This window comes from Ancylobacter tetraedralis (assembly GCF_014195655.1).
GTDB classification, from domain to species: domain Bacteria; phylum Pseudomonadota; class Alphaproteobacteria; order Rhizobiales; family Xanthobacteraceae; genus Ancylobacter; species Ancylobacter tetraedralis.
Window position 1 is genome coordinate 67,062 of sequence record NZ_JACICD010000004.1, and the last position, 17,296, is coordinate 84,357.

Consider the following 17,296-nt stretch of genomic DNA (forward strand, 5'->3'; position numbering starts at 1 on the left):
GAGACGCGTCATGGCCAGCATCACCCTCGATCACCTCGCCCACGCCTACCGGCCCGATCCGCGCGGGCCGCAGGACTACCAGCTCAAGGAAATCAACCATGTCTGGCGGCAGGGCGGCGCCTATGCGCTGCTCGGCCCCTCCGGCTGCGGCAAGACCACGCTGCTCAACATCATCTCGGGCCTGGTGACGCCGACCACGGGGCGCATCCTGTTCGATGGGCGCGACGTGACGCACCTGCCGACCGAGGCGCGCAACATCGCGCAGGTGTTCCAGTTCCCCGTGGTCTACGACACCATGACGGTGCGCGAGAACCTCGCCTTCCCGCTGAAGAACCGGCATGTGCCGCGCGCCGACATCGTCCGCCGGGTGGAGGAAATCGCCAGCCGGCTCGACCTCTCCGCCGTGCTGGACCGCAAGGCGCAGAACCTGACCGCCGACGCCAAGCAGAAGATTTCGCTCGGGCGCGGGCTGGTGCGGTCGGACGTGGCGGCGATCCTGTTCGACGAGCCGCTCACCGTCATCGACCCGCACCTGAAATGGCAGCTGCGCTCCTCGCTGAAGGAACTGCACCGCGCGCTCGACCTCACCATGATCTATGTCACGCACGACCAGACCGAGGCGCTCACCTTCGCCGATACGGTGGTGGTGATGCATGACGGCTCGGTGGTGCAGACCGGATCGCCGGAAGAGCTGTTCCTGCGCCCGGCGCACACGTTTGTCGGCCATTTCATCGGCTCGCCGGGCATGAATGTGCTGCCGGCCGAGGTGCGTGGGCGCACCGCCTATATCGAGGGCATCGCCATCGCCCTGCCGAGCGCCTATCCGGCGCTGCCGCCCGGCGCCCGGATCGAGCTCGGCGTGCGGCCGGAATTCGCCGAACTCACCCGCGCCGGCACCGGTGTGCCGGTGAAGGTGCGGCGGATTGACGATCTTGGCCGCACCCGCATCGCCCGCATCGAGATCGCCGGCCACGCGGCGGCGGCCACCGTGCCCGAGGGCCTGTCGATCGAAGGGGATGCGGCCGGGCTGAAGCTGGAGCCGGGCCAGATCCACATCTACGCCGATGGCGCGCGGGTGGCCGGCGAGGGGGGCGCCTGATGGAAAAGCCGATCAACAACCGGGCCTGGCTGCTGGTCGCGCCGGTGTTCCTCATCGTCGCCTTCTCGGCCATCGTGCCGATCATGACCGTGGTGAACTATTCGGTTCAAGACACTTTCGGCAACAACCAGTTCTTCTGGAACGGGCTCGGCTGGTTCCAGGAACTGCTGGACCCCTCGACCGAGCTTGGCGGGCGGTTCTTCGCGGCGCTGTGGCGCAACCTCGCCTTCTCCGCCATCATCCTTGCCATCGAGGTGCCGCTCGGCATTCTTGTCGCGCTCTCCATGCCGCGCGAGGGCTGGAAGGTGGCGGCCACCCTCGTGGTCATGGCGCTGCCGCTGCTGATTCCGTGGAACGTGGTCGGCACCATCTGGCAGGTGTTCGCGCGCGCCGATATCGGCCTGCTCGGCTATGGGCTGAACTGGCTCGGCATCGACTATAATTACACCGGCGACACGCTTTCGGCGTGGATCACCATCGTGGTGATGGATGTGTGGCACTGGACCAGCCTCGTGGCGCTCTTGTGCTATGCCGGCCTGAAGTCGATCCCCGACGCCTATTACCAGGCCGCGCGGATCGATGGCGCCTCGCGCTGGGCGATCTTCACCACCATCCAGCTGCCCAAGATGAAGCGGGTTCTGCTGATCGCGGTTCTGCTGCGCTTCATGGACAGCTTCATGATCTATACCGAGCCCTTCGTGCTGACGGGCGGCGGGCCGGGCAATGCCACGACCTTCCTGTCCATCGACCTCGTGAAGCTCGCGCTCGGCCAGTTCGACCTCGGCAAGGCGGCGGCGATGAGCCTCGTGTACAACCTGATCGTGCTCGCCGTGTGCTGGGTGTTCTACACCGTGATGACCCATGCCGGCCAAGATTATGACGGCAATCGGCGCCCGCAAGAGGAGACGCCCGCATGAACCGCTCCTCGCGCGGCGGCGCCATTGTGATGGTGCTGTATCTTCTCTTCCTGCTGCTGCCGATCTACTGGCTCGTCAACATGAGCCTGAAGACCAATTTCGAGATCAACACCACGGTCTCGCTCTGGCCGCGGGCGATCACGTTCGAGCACTATATCAAGATCTTCACCGATGCGAGCTGGTACACCGGCTATATCAACTCGCTGACCTATGTGGTGCTCAACACCATCATCTCGATAAGCCTCGCGCTGCCGGCGGCCTATGCCTTCTCGCGCTACACGTTCGTGGGCGACAAGCATCTGTTCTTCTGGCTCTTGTCCAACCGCATGGCGCCGCCGGCCGTGTTCGCGCTGCCCTTCTTCAATCTCTATTCCGCCATCGGGCTGTTCGACACGCCCTGGGCGGTGGCGCTGGCGCACTGCCTGTTCAACGTGCCGCTCGCCGTGTGGATCCTGGAAGGCTTCATGTCCGGCGTGCCGCGCGAGATCGACGAGACGGCGGCGATCGACGGCTATTCCTTTCCGCGCTTCTTCGTGAAAATCTTCATGCCGCTGATCGCCTCCGGCATCGGCGTTGCCGCCTTCTTCTGCTTCATGTTCTCGTGGGTCGAGCTGCTGCTGGCGCGCACGCTCACCGCCACCAACGCCAAGCCGATCGCCGTCACGATGACTCGCACGGTCTCCGCCGCCGGCATGGACTGGGGCCTGCTCGCCGCCGCCGGCGTGCTGACCATCATTCCCGGCGCGCTCGTCATCTGGTTCGTGCGCAACTACATCGCCAAGGGCTTCGCCCTCGGGCGGGTATAGGGGAGGGGGACATGGAGGATTTCACCGCCCGCCTCACCGAGAACGCCGCGTGGATGGCCTGGACGTGGCAGACTGGGCTGTTCTTCGTCATCATCGCCAGCCTGCTCATCGTCTTCACGCTGGTGGCGCTGTTCAAGCCGGAGCGGGCGCGCGTGGGCGTGCTGGGCATCCCCACCACGCGCGGCGACCGGCTGTTCATCACGCTCTTGGGCAGCGCGTTCATCAATCTCGCCTGGCTTGGCCTGGCGGGACCCGATCTCGGCTGGGCGCTCGCGCTCTGCCTTGTCTACGCACTGGCGGTGTTCCGCCTCGTGTGAATCGCACGCGGCGGCAGGCCGCGGCACCTGGGAAGAAACGGGAGGAATGACCAATGAAGCCGTCACCACGCCGTACACGCCTATTGCTCGCCGCCAGCGCGGCGGCACTGTTCGCCTTCGCCGCGCCGGTGCGCGCGGATGAGGCGGCCGCCAAAAAGTGGATCGATGCCGAGTTCCAGCCCTCCACGCTCTCGAAGGACGAGCAGCTGAAGGAGATGGAATGGTTCATCAAGGCGGCCGAGCCCTATAAGGGCATGGAGATCAACGTCGTCTCCGAGACCATCACCACGCATGAATACGAGGCGAAGACCCTCGCCAAGGCCTTCTCCGAAATCACCGGCATCAAGCTCACCCACGACCTCATCCAGGAGGGCGACGTGGTGGAGAAGATCCAGACGCAGATGCAGTCCGGCAAGAACATCTACGATGCGTGGGTGAACGATTCCGACCTCATCGGCACGCATTTCCGCTACAAGCAGGCCGTGCCGCTGACCGACTGGATGGCGGGCGAGGGCAAGGACGTGACCTCGCCGACGCTCGACCTCAAGGACTTCATCGGCCTTAGCTTTACCACCGCGCCGGACGGCAAGCTGTACCAGCTGCCGGACCAGCAGTTCGCCAACCTCTACTGGTTCCGCTACGACTGGTTCACCAACCCGGACATCAAAGCCAAGTTCAAGGCCAAGTATGGCTACGAACTCGGCGTACCGCTCAACTGGTCGGCCTATGAGGACATCGCCGAATTCTTCACCAACGACGTGAAGGAGATCGATGGCGTCAAGATCTATGGCAACATGGATTATGGCAAGAAGGACCCCTCGCTCGGCTGGCGGTTCACCGATGCGTGGCTCTCCATGGCCGGCAATGGCGATCGCGGGCTGCCGAACGGCAAGCCGGTGGACGAGTGGGGCATCCGCATGGAAGGCTGCCGCCCGACCGGCTCGACCGTGGAGCGCGGTGGTGACACCAATGGCCCGGCGGCGGTCTATTCCATCGTCAAGTATATCGAGTGGCTGAAGAAATACACGCCGCCGCAGGCGCTCGGCATGACCTTCTCCGAGGCCGGCCCGGTTCCGGCGCAGGGCACCATCGCGCAGCAGATGTTCTGGTACACCGCCTTCACCGCCGACATGGTGAAGCCCGGCCTGCCGGTCATGAATGCCGACGGCACCCCGAAATGGCGCATGGCCCCCTCGCCGAAGGGCGCCTACTGGAAGGACGGCATGAAGCTCGGCTACCAGGACGTGGGTTCCTGGACGCTGCTCAAGTCCACCCCGCTGGAGCGGCGCAAGGCGGCCTGGCTCTATGCCCAGTTCGTGACGTCGAAGAGCGTGTCGCTGAAGAAGAGCATGGTGGGCCTGACCTTCATCCGCGAGAGCGACATCTGGTCGCCGGCGATGACCGAGCGGGCGCCCAAGCTCGGCGGCCTCGTCGAGTTCTACCGCTCGCCGGCCCGCGTGCAGTGGTCGCCGACCGGCTCGAACGTGCCGGACTATCCCAAGCTCGCGCAGCTGTGGTGGCAGAATATCGGCGACGCTTCCTCCGGCGCCAAGACCCCGCAGGCGGCGATGGACGCGCTCGCCGAGGCTCAGGAATCGGTGATGGCGCGGCTTGAGAAGTCCGGCGTGCAGGGCGAATGCGGCCCGAAGCTGAACGAGAAGCACCCGATGCAGTATTGGGTCGACCTTGCCAAGAAGGAGGGCAACCTCGCGCCCCAGCCGAAGCTGGCGAACGAGAAGCCGCAGGGCGAGACCATCGACTACGATACGCTCATCAAGAGCTGGCCCGCGACCCCGCCGCAGAAGTAGACGAACGGAGCGGCCGCTTGACCTCTCCCCGCCGGGGGGAGGTCGACGCCGCAGGCGTCCGGTGAAGGGGCGTGACCTTTGTCATCGGGCATGATGCCCCTCGCCCAGCCCTCTCCCCGACGGGGAGAGGGCTTTCGTCCGGCTCGGGGCCGATGAATTTTCTCTTCCGTCCTTCCCGCCGGAGACGACGCGGCATAGCCGGGATCGCTCCCCGCTATCTCGCCTGATAAAACGACCCGCGATCCCGGATGGGGCCCGCGGCCGTTCGCGGGATGACGCCTGTCCGTGAGGGTTTTGCCATGACCTCCTATCTCCTCGCCATCGACCAGGGCACCACCTCCTCGCGGGCCATCCTGTTCCGGCCGGACACCAGTGTCGCGGCGCAGGCGCAGCAGGAGTTTCCCCAGCACTTTCCAGCCTCCGGCTGGGTCGAGCACGAGGCGGAGGACCTGTGGCGGACGACGCTCGCCACCTGCCGGCATGCCATCGCGCAGGCCGGGGCGAGCGCGCGCGATATCGCCGCCATCGGCATTACCAACCAGCGCGAGACCACCATCCTCTGGGATCGCAGGACCGGCGCCGCGATCTATCGCGCCATCGTCTGGCAGGACCGCCGCACGGCCGAACACTGCGCGCGGCTTCGGGCCGAGGGGCATGAGGCGCTGGTGAGCGAGCGCACCGGGCTCATTCTCGATCCCTATTTCTCCGGCACCAAGATCGCCTGGATTCTTGACCATGTTCCCGGCGCCCGCGCCCGCGCGGAGCGGGGGGAACTGGCCTTCGGCACGGTCGATTGCTGGCTGCTGTGGAAGCTCACCGGCGGCGCGGTGCATGCGACAGATGCCACCAATGCCGCGCGAACGCTCCTGTTCAACATTCATACCGGGCAATGGGACGAGGACCTGCTGGCGCTGCTGCGCGTGCCACGCTCGCTGCTGCCGGAGGTGAAGGATTCCGCGGCCGATTTCGGCACCACCGACCCGGCGCTGTTTGGCGGCGCCATTGCCATTGGCGGCATGGCCGGCGACCAGCAGGCGGCAACCGTGGGGCAGGCCTGCTTCCAGCCGGGCATGATCAAGTCGACCTATGGCACCGGCTGCTTCGTGCTGCTGAACACCGGGGAGACGCCGGTAAAGTCCCAGAACCGGCTGCTCACCACCATCGCCTATCAACTCGGGGGCAAGCGCACCTATGCGCTGGAGGGCTCGATCTTTGTCGCCGGCGCGGCGGTGCAGTGGCTTCGCGACGGGCTCGGCATCATCGGCACCTCGGCGGAGAGCGAGGCGCTGGCCGAGGCGGCCGATCCGGCGCAGCACATTTATCTGGTGCCGGCCTTTGTCGGTCTCGGCGCGCCCCACTGGAACCCGGATGTGCGCGGGGCGATCTTCGGCCTGACGCGGGCAACCTCCCGCGCCGAATTCGCCCTCGCGGCGCTGGAGAGCGTCTGCTACCAGACATCGGACCTGCTCGACGTGATGCGCGACGACTGGAACCGCACGGCGGGCGCCGCCGCGCGCCGGCCGACGGTGCTGCGGGTGGATGGCGGCATGGCGGCCTCCAGCTTCGCGATGCAACGCCTCTCGGACCTGTTGGCCGCGCCGGTCGACCGGCCGGTGGTGCGCGAGACCACGGCACTGGGCGCCGCCTATCTCGCCGGCCACCAGGCCGGCATCCTGCCGGCGCCGGGGCGCTTTGCCGATACATGGCGGCTGGATCGTCGCTTCACCCCGACCATGCCGGAGGAGACGCGCACCGAGAAGCTGGCCGGCTGGCGCGACGCCGTGCGCCGCCTCACCATGGCGTAGGGTTGTTCAGTCCGTCTTGACCAGAAAGGCCTCGTCGACCGGCACCTGTAGCACGGTGACGAGCGCGTTGGTCTGCGCCGCCATGCCGATGATGGACAAGAGGTGCCCGTGCTGGGCGTCGGTCATGCCCTTGGCGCGCGCCGCGGCGGTGTGGGAGTGGATGCAGTAGGAACAGCCATTGGCGGTCGACACGGCGATGTAGATCAACTCGCGCGTCAGCGGGTCGAGTGGGCCGTCCGCGAGCATCACCGCCTTGAGGCTCCCCCAGGTGCGCGCGAGCGCGGCGGGATCATTGGCCAATGCCCGCCAGAAATTGTTGACGAAATCCGATTTGCGCGTGGCGCGGATGTCGTCGAACACTGGCTTCACCGCCGGATCGGCGGCCGCTTCCTCATCGCTCCAGAGTCGGACCGTGGTCATGCCGTCGCCTCCGTACCTGTGATGCTGTCAACGGTCATTCTTGTAGCGTTCGTCCTTGCCGGCGCAAAGGGCGCAGGCCCTGTTCGCATCTGCACGGTGGATCGCGGGCAGATCTGCGTGCATTCGCCATGGCTTGGCGCCTCCCGTGCGTTGCGGTGCCGCGGGTGTCGTGCTTGGTTGCCGCAATGGAGGGGCCATGGAACCGCATATGACCGCGCGCGAGCGCGTTCTCTTCGAGAACTGCCTCGGCCGCGCGGGATCCTACATGGAATTCGGCGCGGGCGGCAGCACGCTGCTGGCCGACCGGCTGGTGAAGGGACCGGTCTACTGCGTCGAATCCGATCCGGCCTGGATCGACAAGATGCGCGCGCTGGCCTCCAGCACGGACTATGAGCGCCGCTTCATCTTTGCCGATATCGGCCCGACCGGCCGCTGGGGCCGCCCGCTCAAGCCGCAGGGCGAGGTGGACTATGGCAATTACCACGAGCATATCTGGAACGAGATCGGCCGGAGCTTCGACCTCTACCTGATCGACGGGCGGTTTCGCGTGGCCTGCTTCTGCCAGGCATTGCTGCGGGCGGGGCCCGATGCCCGGCTGATGGTGCATGACTATCGCTCCCGCCCGCACTATCACGCGCTGGAGACGGTGGCGGTGGCGGTGAGCGAGGTGGAGGACCTGACCGTGTTCCAACGCCGGACGGACGCCAGCGACGAGCGCCTCCGGGCGCTGATCGGCGATTACGGCAACGTGGTCGACTGAGCTGTCCGGGCACGGCGCCTTCGTCGGTCTCGCCTGGGATTTCGGAGCGGACCCCGGGACATCGCCCGGGATTTGGCGAACTCACCCGGCCGCCAGCACATCCTCGATCGCCTCGACCAACTGGTCGGCATGGGTGGTGGTGACGCAGAGCGGCGGGCGGATCTTCAGCACATTGCCATATTGGCCGGCGGCGCCGATGAGGATGCCGCGCTGCTTCAGGCCGTTGATCAGTCCCTTGGCGATGTCCGGGGCGGGGCCATCCTGCGTGCCGAACTCCACGCCGAGATAGAGCCCGGCGCCGCGCACCGCGGTGATGGGCGTGCGCCCCTGAAGGTGGCGCAGCCGGCCGGCGAGGTGGCGGCCGACGCGCTCGGCATTGGCGACGAGGCCATCCTGCTCGATCGCCTCCAGCACCGCCATCGCGGCGGCGGTGGCCACGGGGCTGGCCGCGAACGTATTGAAATAGCCGAAATCGGCGCAGAAATCGGACAGGATCTCCGGCCGGGTGACGACGCCGGCCACCGGATAGCCATTGCCCATCGGCTTGCCCAGGGTGACGATGTCCGGCTCGACACCGTGACGCGAGAAGCCCCAGAGGCCCGCGCCGGTGCGCCCGAAGCCGGGCTGCACCTCATCGGCGATGAACAGTCCGCCCGCCGCGTGGGCCACGTCCACCGCTCCTTGCAGAAAGCCGGGCGGGTCGGCGAAGACGCCGTCGGAGGAGAAGATGGTGTCGACCAGCAGGCCGGCGAAACGGATGCCGTCCGCCTCCATGCCGGCAATGGCGGCCGACACCGCGTCGGTGAAGCCCTGCGCCACGTCATTGCCGAAGAGCGCCGGGTCGGGCGCGGGCACCACTCGCACATGGGCCGGCGGGCCGCCGCGCTTGTAGGAGGAGGGGGAGACCTCGGTCACGGCCGCGGTGTTGCCGTGATAGGCGGTGCGGGTGACGATGAAGCCGGTGCCGCCGCTGGTGCGGGCAGCGAGGCGCAGGGCGAGGTCGTTGCTCTCGCTCCCCGTGCAGGTGAGCACGACATTGCTCAGCGCCGGTGGGAAGGTGGCGAGCAGTTTTTCGGCATAGTCGTGGGCGATGTCGAAGAGATAGCGCGAATGGATGTTGAACGCGCCGATCTGCCGCTGCACCGCCTCCACCACCTTGGGGTGGCAGTGCCCGACGGTCGGCACGTTGTTGTAGAAATCGAGATAGGCTCGCCCGTCCGAGGCATGGAGATAGGCGCCCTCGGCCCGCACGATCTTCAACGGCTCGTCATAGAACAGCACCGAGCCGGCGCCGAAGCTGCGCACGCGGCGTTCGACCAGCGCGGCGATGTCGGGCGCCAGCGCCGCCCTGGCGCCGGTGAAGGCGTTGAGCGAGAGAATCGGCTGCTCGCGGCTCGTCGGAAGGGGCGTCGGCTGGTTCTTCATGATGCGGCCCTCCCGCCGTTCGGCTCCAAGGCGCCCGTGTCGTTAGCGTCCGTGTCGCTAGCGTCCGTGTCATGGGTGGCGAGGAAGGCGCGGGCGAGTTCCACCGTGCCATGCGTGTAGGCGTCGCCCATCGCCTGCGCGGTCGGCGTCTCGGCATGGGAGGCGATCCAGGCGGTCAGCAGCATGCGGCGCAGCATGATGAAGACCGGCAGGATGGCGCATTCCTCATCCGCGAGCGGCGCCACCGTGCGGTAGCCCTCGATCCACGCCGCCTGCAGCGCGGGAATATAGGGCTCGTGCTCGGCGAAGCTGATGGCGGCGGCGAAGTCGTAGAGATACCAGCTGAAGCCGCAATCATCGAAATCGATCACGCTCAGCCGCTCGCCCTCCACCAGAAGATTGGCGACGCGCATGTCGGCATGAACGAGGCCGAAGCGATCCTCGCCCGTGCCATAGGCCGCCAAGCGCTCGCGCAGCACCTGCGCCGTGCGCTCCAGCACCTCCCGGCCCGGCGCGTCGAGCCCGAGGCCGGCCCGCCAGTCGCCCCACAGCCGCACCTCGCCGAGCATGGCCTCATAATCCCACACCTTGCGCACGAAGCCTTCCGGCCGCGCCCAGCTCTTCGCATGGGCGTGCAGCCGCGCGTTGATGGCACCCAGTTCGCGATACCAGCGCGGCAGGTCCTCGCCCTCCGCCGGCTCGCGGCCGGGCAGCAGGTCGAAGGCAACGACGTGGCGGGTCACTCCCTCATCGTCGATGTCGGCGATCAGCGTGCCGTCGCTCTGCGCGATGGGGGTGAGCGTATCGATGACGCGCTCGTGGCCCAGCGCGGCGAGCCAGGCGAGCTCGGATTCGATTTCGGCGCGGCTGTGATAGCCAGGCCGGTGCACGCGAAACACCAGTTCCCGCGCGCCCGAGGGGTCGCGGGCGCGGAAGGTGGCGTTTTCGGAGATGGTGAGCAGCCGGAGATGGGTGGCCGCCGAGAGGCCCCAGCGCGGCAGCGCGGCGCGCAGGCCGGCCTCCAGCCGGGCGAGAAAGGCGTCGTCATACATGGGTTGCGTCATGGGAGCCGGCTCGTATCGGGGCGATGGGCGCAGGTGCGCGCGGCGTGGGCCCGCCCTGCGCGGATGTCGTGTCGATGATGCCGCATGCGCATGCCCCTATTTCCGCGCCACCGTGACGTCGACATGGGCGCGCTCCAGCGCCCGGGCCACCGTGCCCGCCGGGGCTGCGTCCACCACGAGGCGCTGGATGTCGGGAATGCGCGCCCAGATGGCGAGCGCCTGCACGTCGAACTTCTTGTGGTCGGAGACGACGATGGTCTCCGCCGCGCGGTTCATCATCGCCTTGTAGACCCAGGCGGCGGGCGCCTCGGCATCGGCGAGGCCATCGGTGGTGATGCCGGAAATGCCGAGAATGGCGCGGTTGACGTTGTAGTTCTGCAGGAAGTCGATGGTCTCCGCCCCCACCATCATGCCCTCGCGCGCATTGTAGCGGCCGGGGCACATGATGATCTCGATGGTCGGATTGGGCGCGAGCACGGTCGCCACCGAGAAGGAGTGCGTGATGACGGTGATATCGCGGCACTCGGCGGCCATGCGACGCGCCACATGGGTGGTGGTGGCGCCGGCGCCGATGGCGATCACCTCCTTCGGCTTGATGAACTTCACCGTCACGGCGGCGATCGCCTCGCGCTCGGCCACCATCAGCCGGTGGCGCTCGGTCACCGCCGGCTCATCGCCGAAAGGGCGCACCGCGCCGCCATAGGTGCGATTGATGAGGCCCTTTTCCTGCAGCTCGAACAGGTCGCGGCGGATGGTCTCGGTGGAGACCTCAAGATCGGCGGCGAGGTCGCCCACGCGCAGCGTCGCGGAGGTGCGCATCTCGCCGAGGATGCGCTCGTGGCGGGCCGCCTTGTCGAGGCGCGGGCGCCGCCGGTCCGCCGCGCGCATTGTGTCGTCATGGCTCATGATGCGCTCCGCCGGCGCACCATGAGGCCGACCAATCCACCGGTGAGGAGCAGGGCGGCGGCACCCAGCGTCGCCAGGGTGCCGAGCGCGGGCACCATCGGCGTGTAGCCCGCCACCATCTTGGCGTAGAGCCATTTCGGGATCGTGGAATCCGCCCCCGCCGTATAGAGCGACAGCGGGAAATTGCTCCAGGACAGCAGGAACGCGAACAGCATTCCGGACCAGATGCCGGGCCACAGCAGCGGCAGCGTCACCTCGCGCAGCACCTGCAGGCGCGAGCAGCCGAGATCGATGGCGGCTTCCTCCAGCGAGGGGTCGAAGCCATAGACCTGGATGGCGATGACCAGCGTCACCACCGGCACCACCCAGACGAGATGAGCGAACACCGCGGTCATCCAGCTGGTCTGGATGCCGACCGCGCTGAAGCCGAGCAGCATGGCAAGGCCCAGCACCGGCTGGGGGAAGAAGATCGGCAGCATGATGAGCTTCTGGTACAGCCGCCGCCCTTTCCAGTCATAGCGCGCGAAGGCCAGCGCGCCGAAGGTGGCGATGAGCACGGACAGCACCGTCACCAGAAGCGCGATCAGGATCGAGTTGCGCACGATCATGCCGATCTCGATCGAATCGAGCGTCTTGGCCCACCAGTCGGTGGCGTAGGCCTTCACCGGGAAGCCGAAATAGCGGCTCTTGTTGAAGCTGGCCAGCGCGCCGCAGGCGATGGGCAGATAGACCACCGCGACGACGAACAGCGTCCAGATCCAGATCAGCGCATGGGTTCGCCGGTGTGTCATGGCTCAGCGCCTCCCCAGCATGCGGTCGAGGTCCAGCTTCGACAGCGCGAACAAGGTGAGCGCGCCGATGAAGAAGGTGACGAGGACGGCCAGCGCCGAACCCGCCGGCCAGTTCTGCGAATAGGTGAAGGCGATCTCGATATCGTGCGAGATGACGATGATCGACTGGCCGCCGAGAATCTTCGCTTCGGCCGTCGCGCCGATCGCCAGCACGAAGGTGAGCAGCATGCCGATCAGGATGCCGGGCATGGCGAGCGGCAATTCGATCTCCCGCCAGATGAACAGGCGGCCCGCGCCGAGATCGCGCGCGGCGTCGACGAGGTCGCGCGGCACGAGGGCAAGACCGAGCGTCATCGGAAACAGCATGAAGGGCAGGTAGGTGTAGACCATGCCGAACAGCGTGATGCCAGGCGTGTAGAGCACTTCCGGCCCGCCCGCGAGCCCGAGCCATTTCAGCGTGCCGTCGAGCACGCCGTTCTTGATGTAGAACAGCACCCAGCCATAGAGCCGCACATTTTCCGAGACGAAGAGCGGGAACACGAACAGCACGCTGATGAAGGCCGAGGCGCGGCCGAACACCCGGTTCAGCCCATAGGCGATGGGGTAGGCGATCACCGCCAGCAGCGCGACGGTGAACAGCGCGAAGCCACATGACCACAGGAAGGACAGCCACACCGTGTTGGTGGGGTCGAACAGCGCGGCGAAATTCTCCAGCGTGAACGAGCGGAACACGTCGAAGGAGCGCGGGGTTGCCACGGAATAGCCGAGGATGGCGACGAGCGGCGCGGCGAAGCCGATGGCGAGCAGCCCGATGACGGGCAGCGCGCACAGCGCGCCTGCCGAGAGCCGGTGCGTCGGGCGCTCCTCGCGGGGCGTCTCGGCATGAGCGATGGTCAGGTCCGCCATCGCTCAGCTCCTCAGCGTGAAGGCGTCGGGGGCATCCCAGCCGAGCGTGACGCGGGCGTCGGCGCCCGCCGGCAGCGCCCGCGAACGGGAGAGTTCCACCAGCATCACCTTTTCCCCGCCGCCACTGGCAGTCACCCGCACCTGGTACTGGATGCGCGAGCCGAGCGAGTACTCGTTGTAGACGACACCCTCGATCCGGTTGTCGGCGCTCTCGCCGGGGCCGAGCACGCGCATATATTCCGGGCGGATGACGATGAAGGCCCTGTCCATCCCGCCGTCGCCGGCGCTGCCCCGTGGGGGCTGCACCTTGAAGGCGCCGGGCACATCCACGCCACTCCAGCCGCCATCGGCGCCGCGCGTCACCTCGATGCTGTTCACCTCGCCGACGAATTCGCACACGAAGCGGTCGACCGGGGCGCCATAGATCTCCTCCGGCGTGCCGACCTGCACCAGCTTGCCCGCGCGCATCACGCCGATGCGGTCGCTCATCACCATCGCCTCCTCCAGCGAATGGGTGATGTAGATGAAGGTCTTGCCGGTTTCCCGGTGCAGGTCCTTCAGCTCTTTCTCCAGCGTCTTCTTCAGCTTGTAGTCGATGGCCGAGAGCGGCTCGTCGAAGAACAGCACTTCCGGGTCGTAGGCGAGCGCCCGTGCCAGCGCCACGCGCTGGCGCTCGCCGCCGGAGCACTTCATCACGTTCTTGTCGTGATAGGTCTCCGGCAGGCGCACGATGGCCATCAGCTCCAGCGCGCGGGCCTTGCGGGCCGCCGCATCCACGCCCTTCACCTTGAGCGGGAAGGCGATGTTCTCGCCGACGCTCTTGTGCGGGAACAGCGCGAGCGACTGGAAGACGAGGCAGGTCGGCCGCTTGTTCGGCGGCACGTCGTTGATGCGTTCGCCATGCAGCGTGATGTTGCCCTCGCTCGGGCTGTCCATGCCCGCCAGCATGCGCAGCAGCGTCGTCTTCCCCGAGCCGGAAGGCCCGACAATGGTGAGGAACTCGCCCTCGCGCACGTCAAGGTCGATGCCCTGCACGGCGTGGAATCCGCCGAAGCTCTTGCGCACGCCGACCAGCTGGAGGATCGGCTTGCGGGCGGAAGCGGGGGCGGGAACGGCGGGGGGCGACGTCTGGAGCATGCGGGTCTTTCGGTCGTGATCCGGTGGTCGAGGACAAGGGGCGGATGGAGCCCCCCATTTCTTCCCTCTCCCCGTCGGGGAGAGGGGCGCGCGCCCTCTTATCCGCGCAGGCGCTTGGCGGCGTTCATGATGTCGAGCGCCTTGTCGTAGTCCGGCACGATGTCGTACTCGACCGAGCGGGCCATCTCCTCTTCCAGGCTGTCCCACTGGATGGCGTCGAGCTCCTCCTTGGTGAACAGCTTGAAGCAGTCGGGATTGCCCATCTGCGCAACGGGATTGAACGTGCCCTCGGCAAAGGCGACGGTGTGGGCGACGTCCGGCGCCTGCACATATTTCAGGAACTCGATCGCCAGCGGCGAGAGGTTCGGGTTGTTCACCGTCGAGGTCACCTCGATCCAGGAGATGCCACCCTTGCCGCCCGGCAGCGGGCCCTTGAGCGGGGTGATGCCGCGCAGGTTCGGGTGGCCATCGGCGCGGGCGGGCGAGACCGAATAGGTGCCGCCGGTCATGTGCAGGTCGATCTCGCCGGAGATCAGCGCCTGGTTCATCGAGGCGATGTCGCCGATCAGCTTTGCGCCCTTGAAGACGCGCTTGGCGGTCTCCTCGAACTTGGCAAGTTCGTCCGGTGTATGCACCTTGAACGGGTCGATGCCAGCGATGATGAAGATGTTGAAGACGTTCCAGTCGTCGGATTCGAGAATGCCGTAGCGGCCGGCGAGCGCGGGATCGTTGAACAGGTCCCAGCCGGTATCCTCGGCGGTCTTGCGGCTGACCTTGTCGGTGTTGACGACGAAGCTGTAGGGCCCGAAGCGCTGGACCATGCCGATCAGCTCGGAGCCGTCCTCGCTCATCGCCCATTTATAGGGCCATTTGAACTCCGGCAGCATCTTGGCGAAGAAGGGCTCGAACTCGGCCTTGGGCAGCGGCTTGATCAGCTTCTCGGGCAGCATCACCTTGCGTGCCCATGGGTTGTTCACGTTGATCAGATCCCAGGTGTTGATCTCGCCGGCGCGCAGCCGGTTGATCATGGTGGGATCGTTGGTGAGGCTCTCGGCCTTCACGGTGGCGCCAGTGCTGGAGCGGAACGGGTCGAGCACCTGCGCGGAGTTGTAGCCCTCCCAGCACAGAATGTTCAGCTCCTTCTCGCGCGCCGCGAGCGCCGGGCCGGAGCCCACGAGCGGGCTGGCGGCAAGCGCCCCGATTCCCGCGCCCATGCCCTGCAGCAGCGACCTTCTGGAAATGCCTGCCATCGCGAAATCCCTCTGGATTGTTGGCGCGGTGCCCTGACGGCCGCGCGATCAATGTGGTTCTTATGTTGGATCCTGTGTGATCCTAAACATGCCGAATTGGGCTTTACAACATCAAGTTTGCGGCGCAACGTGATGAAAAGGAAGGCAGCCTAATTCCTCGGCAGTCAACGTCGACGGGAGCGGGCGGGGCGCCTAATTACCTGTTTCACCATATAAATTCGGGAATTGACGATCCATGTTCACGTCGCTCGCGGGGAAAACCGTCATCGTCACCGGCGCCAGCAAGGGCATCGGGCGCGGCATCGCGCGGCGCTTCGGCGAGGCCGGGCTCAACGTTCTCGTGGTGAGCCGCCACATTGCCGACGCGCAGCGCGTGGCTGGCGAGATCGGCCCCAATGCCTCGGCCTTCGCCGCCGACGTGACCAGCCCCGAGGACAGCGCGGCGATGGCCGAGGCGGCGCTGGAGCGCTATGGCGCGATCGACGTGCTGTGCGCCAATGCCGGCATCTTTCCCGCCGCGAAGCTCGGCGACATGACGGCGGCCGATTTCGACCACGTCATCGGCACCAACCTGAAGGGCACGTTCCTCTCGGTTTCCGCCGTGCTCCCAGTGATGAAGGCGCAGAAAAAGGGGCGCATCGTCATCACCTCGTCCATCACCGGCCCGATCACCGGCTTTCCCGGCTGGACGCATTACGGGGCGTCGAAGGCCGGCCAGCTCGGCTTCATGCGCACCGCCGCGATCGAGCTGGCGCCGTGGAACATCACGGTGAACGCCGTCATGCCGGGCAATATCCTCACCGAGGGCATGGAAGGGATGGGCGAGGCCTATATCGCCGCCACCGCCGCCTGCGTGCCGATGAAGAAGCTCGGCGCGGTGGCCGACATCGCCAATGCCGCGCTGTTCTTCGCCAGCGAGGAGGCGGGCTACATCACGGGGCAGGGGCTGGTGATCGATGGCGGGCAGGTTCTCCCGGAATCGCCGATGGCGCTGGACGAGATGGGCACGGCCTGAGCGGGGGAGGGGCGCCCATCGCCCCTCGGTTTCCGGCGCCGCTCAGTCCATGATGTGGTAGCCGCCGTCGATATAGAGCACCTGCCCGGTCATCCGCCGGGCCGCGTCATGGGCGAGGAAGGCGGTGGCCGCGCCCACATCGTCGATCGATACCAGTTCGCGGGCGGGCGCCTTGGTCTTCGCCTTCTCCAGCAGCGCGTCGAATTCCGGGATGCCGGAGGAGGCGCGGGTGGCGAGCGGGCCGGGCGAGATGGCGTGCACGCGGATGCCCCGTGGGCCAAGCTCGGCCGCGAGGTAGCGCACCGCGCTCTCCAGCGCCGCCTTCGCCACGCCCATGATGTTGTAGTTCTCCACCACCCGCTCCGAGCCGTAATAGGTCATGGTGAACAGGGTGCCGCCCTCCGTCATCAGCGGCTCGGCGAGATGCGCCATGCGGATGAACGACCAGCAGGAAATTTCCATCGTCTTGAGAAAGCCGTCGAGCGGGGCGTCGGTCACGCGTCCGGCCAGCGTGCCCTGCGGCGAGAAGGCGATGGAATGCACCACGAAGTCGAGCGTGCCCCATTCGCGCGCTATGGCCTCGAACACGGCTTCCATCTGGCCGGGCACGGCGACGTCCAGCGGCAGGAAGATCGGCGCCTCCAGTTCCCGCGCCAGCGGCTCCACATGGGCGCGCGCCTTGTCGTTGAGATAGGTGACCGCCAGTTCCGCCCCGAAGGCGCGGAAGGCGCGGGCACAGCCCCAGGCGATCGACCTGTCATTGGCGATGCCGACGATGAGCCCGCGCTTGCCGTCAAGCAGCCTGGCCTTGGCGATGGGAATGGGCATGGCGCGCTCCGTGTGGGTTGGAAACGGCGGAGGGGACCGCGT

At 66.9% G+C, this 17,296-nt stretch carries 17 protein-coding genes; 8 read left to right on the forward strand and 9 right to left on the reverse strand.

Annotation, left to right across the window (positions count from 1 at the left end; all coding sequences use genetic code 11):
- Nucleotides 1-10: 10 nt before the first annotated feature.
- The 6 genes from FHS55_RS11320 (at nt 11) to glpK (ending at nt 6,752) form a co-directional block, all read left to right on the forward strand.
- Entirely contained in the window at nt 11-1,099 is a 1,089-nt protein-coding gene (locus FHS55_RS11320) for an ABC transporter ATP-binding protein (RefSeq protein WP_183189875.1), read from the forward strand.
- Nucleotides 1,099-2,016: a carbohydrate ABC transporter permease gene (locus FHS55_RS11325; protein WP_183189876.1), complete on the forward strand. Its 918-nt coding sequence runs from the start codon at nt 1,099-1,101 to the stop codon at nt 2,014-2,016. Before FHS55_RS11320 ends, FHS55_RS11325 begins: the two co-directional genes overlap by 1 nt.
- Nucleotides 2,013-2,822, forward strand: a complete 810-nt coding sequence (locus tag FHS55_RS11330; RefSeq protein WP_183189877.1) for a carbohydrate ABC transporter permease — start codon at nt 2,013-2,015, stop codon at nt 2,820-2,822. The genes FHS55_RS11325 and FHS55_RS11330 overlap by 4 nt, the downstream gene beginning before the upstream one ends.
- Before the next feature lie 11 nt (nt 2,823-2,833).
- A complete protein-coding gene (locus tag FHS55_RS11335; RefSeq protein ID WP_183189878.1) occupies nt 2,834-3,139 on the forward strand; it encodes a DUF2160 domain-containing protein in 306 nt (101 codons plus the stop codon).
- 53 nt (nt 3,140-3,192) lie between these two features.
- Nucleotides 3,193-4,947, forward strand: coding sequence for an ABC transporter substrate-binding protein (locus tag FHS55_RS11340; protein ID WP_183189879.1), 1,755 nt, complete (start codon nt 3,193-3,195; stop codon nt 4,945-4,947).
- A gap of 299 nt (nt 4,948-5,246) precedes the next feature.
- The gene (glpK, locus tag FHS55_RS11345) at nt 5,247-6,752 is read left to right on the forward strand and encodes a glycerol kinase GlpK (protein WP_183189880.1); all 1,506 of its coding nucleotides are present in this window, start codon (nt 5,247-5,249) and stop codon (nt 6,750-6,752) included.
- A 6-nt stretch (nt 6,753-6,758) separates the two neighbouring features.
- Here the strand turns inward: glpK and FHS55_RS11350 are convergent, their stop codons facing one another.
- A complete protein-coding gene (locus FHS55_RS11350) occupies nt 6,759-7,172 on the reverse strand; it encodes a carboxymuconolactone decarboxylase family protein (protein ID WP_183189881.1) in 414 nt (137 codons plus the stop codon).
- A 196-nt stretch (nt 7,173-7,368) separates the two neighbouring features.
- Here FHS55_RS11350 and FHS55_RS11355 point away from each other — a divergent pair, with 196 nt between their 5' ends.
- Nucleotides 7,369-7,932, forward strand: coding sequence for a hypothetical protein (locus tag FHS55_RS11355; RefSeq protein WP_183189882.1), 564 nt, complete (start codon nt 7,369-7,371; stop codon nt 7,930-7,932).
- A gap of 81 nt (nt 7,933-8,013) precedes the next feature.
- On the opposite strand, the gene FHS55_RS11360 is transcribed toward FHS55_RS11355, so the two are convergent.
- The 7 genes from FHS55_RS11360 to FHS55_RS11390 all read right to left on the reverse strand — a co-directional run bounded on the left by FHS55_RS11360 (nt 8,014) and on the right by FHS55_RS11390 (nt 15,411).
- Nucleotides 8,014-9,357 (reverse strand): aspartate aminotransferase family protein, encoded by a 1,344-nt coding sequence (locus tag FHS55_RS11360; RefSeq protein WP_183189883.1) that lies wholly within the window; start codon nt 9,355-9,357, stop codon nt 8,014-8,016.
- Nucleotides 9,354-10,421, reverse strand: coding sequence for a phosphotransferase enzyme family protein (locus FHS55_RS11365; RefSeq protein WP_210286951.1), 1,068 nt, complete (start codon nt 10,419-10,421; stop codon nt 9,354-9,356). The genes FHS55_RS11360 and FHS55_RS11365 overlap by 4 nt, the downstream gene beginning before the upstream one ends.
- 96 nt (nt 10,422-10,517) lie before the next feature.
- The gene (locus FHS55_RS11370; protein WP_183189884.1) at nt 10,518-11,327 is read right to left on the reverse strand and encodes a DeoR/GlpR family DNA-binding transcription regulator; all 810 of its coding nucleotides are present in this window, start codon (nt 11,325-11,327) and stop codon (nt 10,518-10,520) included.
- Complete coding sequence (locus FHS55_RS11375; RefSeq protein ID WP_183189885.1) at nt 11,324-12,118, reverse strand: ABC transporter permease; 795 nt, start codon at nt 12,116-12,118, stop codon at nt 11,324-11,326. The genes FHS55_RS11370 and FHS55_RS11375 overlap by 4 nt, the downstream gene beginning before the upstream one ends.
- Before the next feature lie 3 nt (nt 12,119-12,121).
- Nucleotides 12,122-13,024 carry an ABC transporter permease gene (locus FHS55_RS11380; protein ID WP_183189886.1) on the reverse strand — a complete coding sequence of 301 codons (903 nt, stop codon included), beginning with the start codon at nt 13,022-13,024 and terminating at the stop codon, nt 12,122-12,124.
- A 3-nt stretch (nt 13,025-13,027) separates the two neighbouring features.
- The gene (locus FHS55_RS11385) at nt 13,028-14,161 is read right to left on the reverse strand and encodes an ABC transporter ATP-binding protein (RefSeq protein WP_183189887.1); all 1,134 of its coding nucleotides are present in this window, start codon (nt 14,159-14,161) and stop codon (nt 13,028-13,030) included.
- Between the two features lie 98 nt (nt 14,162-14,259).
- The gene (locus tag FHS55_RS11390; RefSeq protein ID WP_183189888.1) at nt 14,260-15,411 is read right to left on the reverse strand and encodes an ABC transporter substrate-binding protein; all 1,152 of its coding nucleotides are present in this window, start codon (nt 15,409-15,411) and stop codon (nt 14,260-14,262) included.
- 235 nt (nt 15,412-15,646) lie between these two features.
- Between FHS55_RS11390 and fabG the strand changes: the two genes are divergently transcribed.
- Entirely contained in the window at nt 15,647-16,426 is a 780-nt protein-coding gene (fabG, locus tag FHS55_RS11395) for a 3-oxoacyl-ACP reductase FabG (RefSeq protein WP_183189889.1), read from the forward strand.
- A 42-nt stretch (nt 16,427-16,468) separates the two neighbouring features.
- Here the strand turns inward: fabG and fabI are convergent, their stop codons facing one another.
- Entirely contained in the window at nt 16,469-17,254 is a 786-nt protein-coding gene (gene fabI / locus FHS55_RS11400) for an enoyl-ACP reductase FabI (RefSeq protein WP_183189890.1), read from the reverse strand.
- Nucleotides 17,255-17,296 lie beyond the last annotated feature (42 nt).

Excerpts from the sequence above, each read along its gene's own strand:
- FHS55_RS11390 (WP_183189888.1), bottom strand. The coding sequence starts at position 15,411 with ATGGCAGGCATTTCCAGAAGGTCGCTGCTGCAGGGCATGGGCGCGGGA.
- FHS55_RS11360 (WP_183189883.1), bottom strand. The coding sequence starts at position 9,357 with ATGAAGAACCAGCCGACGCCCCTTCCGACGAGCCGCGAGCAGCCGATT.
- FHS55_RS11340 (WP_183189879.1), top strand. The coding sequence starts at position 3,193 with ATGAAGCCGTCACCACGCCGTACACGCCTATTGCTCGCCGCCAGCGCG.
- FHS55_RS11355 (WP_183189882.1), top strand. The coding sequence starts at position 7,369 with ATGGAACCGCATATGACCGCGCGCGAGCGCGTTCTCTTCGAGAACTGC.
- FHS55_RS11330 (WP_183189877.1), top strand. The coding sequence starts at position 2,013 with ATGAACCGCTCCTCGCGCGGCGGCGCCATTGTGATGGTGCTGTATCTT.
- glpK (WP_183189880.1), top strand. The coding sequence starts at position 5,247 with ATGACCTCCTATCTCCTCGCCATCGACCAGGGCACCACCTCCTCGCGG.
- FHS55_RS11380 (WP_183189886.1), bottom strand. The coding sequence starts at position 13,024 with ATGGCGGACCTGACCATCGCTCATGCCGAGACGCCCCGCGAGGAGCGC.
- FHS55_RS11370 (WP_183189884.1), bottom strand. The coding sequence starts at position 11,327 with ATGAGCCATGACGACACAATGCGCGCGGCGGACCGGCGGCGCCCGCGC.
- fabI (WP_183189890.1), bottom strand. The coding sequence starts at position 17,254 with ATGCCCATTCCCATCGCCAAGGCCAGGCTGCTTGACGGCAAGCGCGGG.
- FHS55_RS11385 (WP_183189887.1), bottom strand. The coding sequence starts at position 14,161 with ATGCTCCAGACGTCGCCCCCCGCCGTTCCCGCCCCCGCTTCCGCCCGC.
- FHS55_RS11365 (WP_210286951.1), bottom strand. The coding sequence starts at position 10,421 with ATGACGCAACCCATGTATGACGACGCCTTTCTCGCCCGGCTGGAGGCC.
- FHS55_RS11335 (WP_183189878.1), top strand. The coding sequence starts at position 2,834 with ATGGAGGATTTCACCGCCCGCCTCACCGAGAACGCCGCGTGGATGGCC.
- FHS55_RS11325 (WP_183189876.1), top strand. The coding sequence starts at position 1,099 with ATGGAAAAGCCGATCAACAACCGGGCCTGGCTGCTGGTCGCGCCGGTG.
- FHS55_RS11320 (WP_183189875.1), top strand. The coding sequence starts at position 11 with ATGGCCAGCATCACCCTCGATCACCTCGCCCACGCCTACCGGCCCGAT.
- fabG (WP_183189889.1), top strand. The coding sequence starts at position 15,647 with ATGTTCACGTCGCTCGCGGGGAAAACCGTCATCGTCACCGGCGCCAGC.
- FHS55_RS11350 (WP_183189881.1), bottom strand. The coding sequence starts at position 7,172 with ATGACCACGGTCCGACTCTGGAGCGATGAGGAAGCGGCCGCCGATCCG.
- FHS55_RS11375 (WP_183189885.1), bottom strand. The coding sequence starts at position 12,118 with ATGACACACCGGCGAACCCATGCGCTGATCTGGATCTGGACGCTGTTC.